Source organism: Klebsiella sp. 28, assembly GCF_018223905.1.
Taxonomy (GTDB): domain Bacteria; phylum Pseudomonadota; class Gammaproteobacteria; order Enterobacterales; family Enterobacteriaceae; genus Klebsiella; species Klebsiella pneumoniae.
Genome location: NZ_JAGRQY010000056.1, coordinates 1 through 6174, shown reverse-complemented (window position 1 = coordinate 6174; position 6174 = coordinate 1). Strand labels below are relative to the sequence as shown.

Genomic DNA, 6174 nt, shown 5'->3' with positions numbered 1-6174 from the left:
GGTAGAGCCGCAGCAGCGCTTGCAGTTAACCGGCGACGCCCAGCGCTATCTGATCGATAACGCCTATGTGATCCCTATTTTCGAAGAGCCGCAGGTGTTCGCCGGCGCGCCGTGGGTCAAAGGCGTCAGCTTCGAGGCCGTCGGTCGTCCGTCGTTCTACGGCGCGTGGCTGGACAAGCACTAAGAGGCCGGTTATGAGCGCTTATCTTCTGCGACGATTCGGCCAGGGGCTGCTGGTCCTGTGGGCGGCCTTTACCCTCACCTTTTTCCTGCTGCAGGTCCTGCCGGGGGATGCGGTGCTGATCAAGTTTCAGAACCCGGACCTCGGCCTGAGCCCGGCGCAAATTGCGGAGATGCGGCTGGCCTACGGCGCCGATAGCCCGCTGTGGCGCCAGTACCTGCACACGCTGCTGGCGATGCTGCACGGCGACTTCGGCTATTCCCTGCAGGCGGGTCTGGCGGTCAGCAGTCTGATTGCCAGCAACCTGCCGGATACCTTAAGCCTCGCGCTGCCGGCCTTCCTGCTGGCCGTGGCGCTGGCGTTCGCCCTCGCTTTCGCCTCGCGGCTGCCGGGGCTGCGCTGGCTGAGCAATTTTCTGCAGTCGCTACCGGTGCTGTTTATCTCTCTACCTACCTTTTGGTTGGGTATCGCCCTGATCCAGCTCTTCTCGTTTCAGTTGCGCTGGATCCCGGTAATCAACCCCGGCCCACTGGAAGGACTGATTTTACCGGTTATCGCCGTCGCACTGCCCATTTCCGCCCCACTGGCGCAGATCCTGATGCGCAGCATGGATCAGGTGGCGGTTCAGCCCTTCGTCGCGGTCGCCCGCGCCAAGGGCATGAGCGAAACGGGCGTCCTCTGGCGCCATGTGATGGGGAATGCCCTGCTGCCGGCGCTGAATATTGCCGGGCTGCTGCTCGGCGAACTGATTGCCGGGGCGCTGATCACCGAGACCGTCTTCGGCCGCAGCGGCCTCGGCCAGCTGACCCAGCAGGCGGTCAATAACCAGGATATCGCCGTACTACAGGCGGTGGTGATGATCTCCGCCCTCGGTTTCGTCCTGATCAACCTGCTGGTCGACCTGGTCATGCCGCGACTGGATCCCCGACTCCATTTACAGACCGGAGGTGCGAAATGAGCCTGGTCGACTATACCATCGCGGTTCGCCGCCGCCCGGAGTGGCGTAGAGTGCGCCTGCAGCCTGGCCTGTGGCTGGCGTGGGCGGTGATGATCGCCGCCCTGTTAATGGCCATTGCCCCACAGTGGCTTACCTCCGCTAACCCGCTGGAGGGGATCCCCGGCGCTCAGCGCCTGGCGCCGCAGGCGCACTACTGGCTGGGTACCGACCAGCTGGGGCGCGACCTGTGGACGCGGGTGGTTTACGGCGCGGTGCATTCCCTGTCGGCGGCGCTGATCGCCGTCGCCATCGGCCTGGTGGTGGGCACCGCTCTTGGCACCCTCGCCGGGGCGCTGGCCGGACGCGTGGAATCCACCATCATGCGCCTGGTCGATGTCCTGCTGGCCATCCCCTCCCTGCTGCTGCAGCTCACGGTGATTATTCTGCTGGGTTTCGGCACGGTAAATGCGGCGGTGGCGGTTGGCATCGCGGCTATCGCCAGCTTCGCGCGCCTGGCGCGAGCAGAAGTGGTACGCGTGCGCCACAGCGATTACGTCGAGGCGGCCCGGGGCAGCGGCGGCACTTTTTTCGCCGTCTTCTGGCGCCATATTCTGCCCAACTCGCTCACTGCGGTGCTTGCTTTCGCGACGCTGCAGTTCGGTCAGGCGATGTTGGCCCTGGCCACCCTCAGCTTCCTCGGCTACGGCACTCCGCCGCCGGTCCCGGAGTGGGGACTACTGATCGCCGAAGGTCGCAATTACCTGTCAACCGCCTGGTGGCTGACCACCTTCCCCGGCCTCGCCGTGGTCGCCGTGGTCCTTGCCGCCAATCGTCTTAGCCGCCAGTGGAGTGGAGCACGCCCATGACCGTTCTGTCCGTTGAAGATCTACGCATCAGCTACCGCTCGCGGGGCGAATGGCGCGAGGTGGTGCACAACATCAGCTTTTCCATCCAGCGCGGCGAAATGCTGGCCTTCGTCGGAGAATCCGGCTCGGGGAAAACCACCACCGCGCAGGCCATTATCGGCCTGCTGGCGGATAATGCCCGCCGGGATGCCGGGCGGATTGTCCTCAATGGCGAAGTGATTAGCGACTGGTCGGATAAACGCCTGAACCGCCTGCGCGGAGTGAGCATCAGCCTGGTCCCGCAGGATCCCGGTAATTCGCTCAACCCGGTAAAAACCATTGGTCAGCAGGTGGAAGAGATCCTGCGGCTGCATCAGTCCCTCTCCGCCGCTGAGCGCCGACAGCAGGTTCTTAACCTGCTCGCTAAAGTCGGTCTCAGCCACCCGGAACAGCGTTTTGACCAGTATCCGCATCAGCTGTCTGGCGGGATGAAACAGCGGGTGCTGATAGCCATCGCCATTGCCCTGCAGCCGGATCTGATTATTGCTGACGAGCCCACCAGCGCCCTCGACGTCACGGTGCAGAAGCGCATTCTCGACCTGCTCGATATCCTGCGTCGCGAGTCGGGTACCGCCGTGCTGTTTGTCACCCACGATCTGGCGCTGGCCGCCGAACGCGCCGACCGGATCATGGTGTTTCGCCAGGGAGAGATTCAGGAACAAGGCGCCACCGAGACGATTGTCCAGCGTCCGCAGCATCCTTACACCCGCCAGCTGCTCCACGACCTGCAGGATGCGCCGTTGAGGCTAACGGCGGCGCGTCACCGGCCGCTGGCCACGCCGGCCATTCGCGTGGAGGGGATCAGCAAACGCTTCTCGCTGGGCAAACAGGCGCTGCAGGCGCTCGACAGCGTCAGCTTTGAGGTCAGACGCGGCAGCACCCATGCGCTGGTGGGCGAATCCGGCTCCGGGAAAACCACCCTGGCGCGGATCCTGCTGGGCTTTGAGCGCGCCGACGCCGGACAGGTCATCATCGACGGTATCGACGCCGGACATCTCAGCCGCGAGGCGCAGCGTCAGCTGCGGCGGAAAATCCAGTTTGTCTACCAGAACCCCTTCGCTTCGCTCGACCCGCGCCAGACGCTGTTTGCGATTATCGAAGAGCCGTTAAAAAACTTTGAGCGCCTCAGCGCGGCGACGCGTCGCCAGCGTGTGGAGAGCGTTGCCGCCCGGGTGGCCCTGGCCCCCGAGCTGCTGTCGCGTACGCCGCGGGAGCTTTCCGGCGGCCAGCGCCAGCGGGTGGCGATTGCCCGGGCGCTGATCCTCGAGCCGGCGATACTGGTCCTTGACGAAGCGACTTCGGCGCTCGACGTCACCGTTCAGGCGCAGATCCTCGCCCTGCTGCAGCAGCTACAGCAGCAGCTGGGTCTGAGCTACCTGTTCATTACCCACGATCTGGCGACGGTCAGGCGGATCGCCGACAGCGTCACGGTGCTGCGCGCCGGCCAGGTGGTGGAGCATGGCGACGTAAACCGCCTGTTCGCCGCCCCGCAGCAGGCCTACACCCGCGAACTGATCGCCGCCATTCCCCAGGTTTCCCCCCGCTTAGCACAGGCCCACACGGAGAACGCATAATGCCTAAACGCCTCGGTTTTTTTACCCGTCTGCTCGATCAGGGCTCCGCGCAAACGCGCTACCGGCTGGCGGCCGAACAGATCCGCCACGCGGAGCGTTTGGGCTTCGACAGCGCATGGATTGCCCAGCACCATTTTCATGAACAGGAAGGCGGCCTGCCTTCACCGCTGGTGTTTCTCGCCCACGTCGCGGCGCAGACCGACCGGATCCGCCTCGGTACAGCGATTATCACCTTGCCGATGGAAAATCCGCTGCGCGTCGCCGAAGACGCAGCGGTACTGGATTTACTCACCGACGGACGTCTGGAGGTGGGTTTTGGCTCCGGCGGCACGCCAACCTCGTTTCTGCCCTTCGGCCTGACCAGCGAGCAGCGCGGGGCGGCGTTTGCCGACCATCTGCACCTGATCCATAGCGCCTGGCGCGGCGACACGCTGAGCCACCCGGACAACCGTCTCTATCCGCCGGCGCCGCAGCTGGCGGAGCGTATCTGGATCGCCACCTTCTCGGCGGAGGGCGCTATCCGCGCCGGTCAGGCGGGACACGGGTTGATGCTGTCCCGCACTCAGCCACGGCCGCCCGGCGAGCCACGCCTGCCGCTGGACGCCATTCAGAACCCGATCATCGACGCCTACCTGGCGGCGCTGCCGGACGGCGTTGCGCCGCGGATCCTCGCCTCGCGCACCGCCTTCGTCGCCGACAGTCTCGCCCACGCCCTGCAGGTCGCCGAGCCCGGTCTGCGCAAGCAGGCAACTCAGCACCGGGCGGCGGGTCATACGATAGAAGGTGACAGTGTCACCGACTATCTGCAACAGCTGGATGCCCACGTTGGCGATCCTGAGCATGTTATTGCCTCCCTGGCGCAGGACAGCGTGCTGGCCCGCGCCACCGATATTTCGTTTCAGGTGCACTCGGTCGAGCCTTCGCACCGGGATACGCTGCGTTCCATTGAGCTGATCGCTCAGCATATTGCCCCCCACATCAGATAAGGAGTCCCCATGACGCTGAGTCAGGATATTCTGGCAGAACTGGCGGAGATTACCCCCGGTTCCCCGCTTTATCAGGCGCGCGCCGTCCGCGATGCCGCCACCCGTCACGCCCAGGGAAGTTATGAAGTGCTGTTCCGCCAGCAGGACGCTGACTTTCCTCTTGATGAACGCTTCGCGGTGGCCGCAAAGGTGGCGAAACTGCACCAGGCGGACGCGCTGGCGGCGCACTATGCCGGTTTCGGCCTCGCCGATCCGACCACCGATCGTCTGGTCCCGGCGCTGGCCTTTGCCCGCTTGCTCACCTTCACCCCCGTTGAAGCCACTCCCGGCGCGCTGCACACCTTAACCAGCGCGGGCTGGAGCCTGCGGGGCATCGTCACCCTGGCGCAGCTGGTAGCCTTTGTCAGCTTCCAGAGCCGACTGCTGCTGGGCCTGCGGGCGCTCAACCATAAGCCCATCGTCAGCGCAGATACGCCGCTGGTCGCCGGATACTGGCATACCACCCCGTACGCGCAGAGCGGCAAAGCGGCCCCGGTTCGCTTCACCCGCGACGAGCTGCGCTGGGAACCCTGGCTGGCCGATAAACCGCTGGCGGAATTCAACGCTGAAGAACAGGCGATTCTGGCCAAATATGGCCATAGCGACTCCCCCTACTTTCGCCTGCTGGCGCGCAACCAGCCGGTGCTGGAGCAGCGGACCCTGACCGATAAGGGCATTTTCTATACCGCGGGAGGATTGCCGCGCGCCGAACGCGAGCTGGCCGCCACGGTCGCCAGTAAAATCAACGGCTGTATTTACTGCGCCTCGGTGCATGCCCGCAAAGCGGCGCAGCTGGCGAAGGACGAGACCGCCGTCGACACGCTGCTGGCGGTGACGCCGGGAGAGGATCTGCGCGACGGGCAATCGCCGCGCTGGCAGGCGGAAATCGACGCCGCCGCCGCGCTATCGGTGACGCCACCCGCATTAAACGCCGATCATCTGGCGGCGCTTGATGAGCAGGGCTTAGATACTCTGGCCCAGCTGGATCTGCTGCAGTCCGCGGCCTTTTTCGCCTGGGCCAACCGCCTGATGCTGACCCTGGGCGAACCCTGGCGTGAGTAGGCGTCGTTAGTAAGCTTGTCGCCGCTGATGACAGCCATAGATGAGCAAGGCGCTCATCGCCAGAAACGACAGCGCGGCGGCGGGGAGCGCCACGCTGTTCCAGCCAAAGCCCTGGGCGATCATCATTCCGCCGCAGAAGGCGCCGATGGCGCTGCCGAGGTTAAAGGCGATCTGTCCCCCGGCCGCCCCCAGCATCTCGCCGCCTTTGGCGTTCTGCAGCAGCAGGATCTGCAGCGGCGCTGACAGGGCGAATAGTCCCGCGCAGCAGATAAACGCCAGCGCTAGCGAAGCGACTTTCTGTTCACCGAAGGCAAAGATCAGCAGCAGCGTCACGGCAATGACCCCGTCGGTCATGGCCGCAATGCGCAGCGGGCTGTAGCGCCCGGAAATTTTGCCGCTGAACAGATTGCCGACCACCATTCCCAGCCCCGCCAGCATCATAATCAGCATCATCTTGCTTTCAGCAAAGCCGGAGACGTTGAGCATAAAG

General features: G+C 64.7%; 6 protein-coding genes and 1 pseudogene. 6 read left to right on the top strand and 1 reads right to left on the bottom strand.

The features are described 5' to 3' along the window. From KHQ28_RS10180 to KHQ28_RS10155, 6 genes and pseudogenes are all read left to right on the top strand, one after another. Positions 1–184 (top strand): annotated as a pseudogene (locus KHQ28_RS10180) (TIGR04028 family ABC transporter substrate-binding protein); the annotation flags it as partial. A 10-nt stretch (positions 185–194) separates the two neighbouring features. Next, positions 195–1139: an ABC transporter permease gene (locus KHQ28_RS10175; RefSeq protein WP_002906228.1), complete on the top strand. Its 945-nt coding sequence runs from the start codon at positions 195–197 to the stop codon at positions 1137–1139. Beyond that, positions 1136–1984 (top strand): ABC transporter permease, encoded by an 849-nt coding sequence (locus tag KHQ28_RS10170; RefSeq protein ID WP_032418915.1) that lies wholly within the window; start codon positions 1136–1138, stop codon positions 1982–1984. Before KHQ28_RS10175 ends, KHQ28_RS10170 begins: the two co-directional genes overlap by 4 nt. Further along, positions 1981–3597, top strand: coding sequence for an ABC transporter ATP-binding protein (locus KHQ28_RS10165; RefSeq protein ID WP_032418914.1), 1617 nt, complete (start codon positions 1981–1983; stop codon positions 3595–3597). Before KHQ28_RS10170 ends, KHQ28_RS10165 begins: the two co-directional genes overlap by 4 nt. Continuing rightward, entirely contained in the window at positions 3597–4583 is a 987-nt protein-coding gene (locus KHQ28_RS10160) for a putative FMN-dependent luciferase-like monooxygenase (protein ID WP_004151236.1), read from the top strand. The genes KHQ28_RS10165 and KHQ28_RS10160 overlap by 1 nt, the downstream gene beginning before the upstream one ends. A gap of 9 nt (positions 4584–4592) precedes the next feature. Further along, positions 4593–5684 (top strand): alkylhydroperoxidase domain protein, encoded by a 1092-nt coding sequence (locus KHQ28_RS10155; RefSeq protein ID WP_023282632.1) that lies wholly within the window; start codon positions 4593–4595, stop codon positions 5682–5684. A gap of 6 nt (positions 5685–5690) precedes the next feature. On the opposite strand, the gene KHQ28_RS10150 is transcribed toward KHQ28_RS10155, so the two are convergent. Continuing rightward, on the bottom strand, positions 5691–6174 hold a 484-nt coding region (locus KHQ28_RS10150), incomplete at its 5' end, for an MFS transporter (protein ID WP_211777598.1).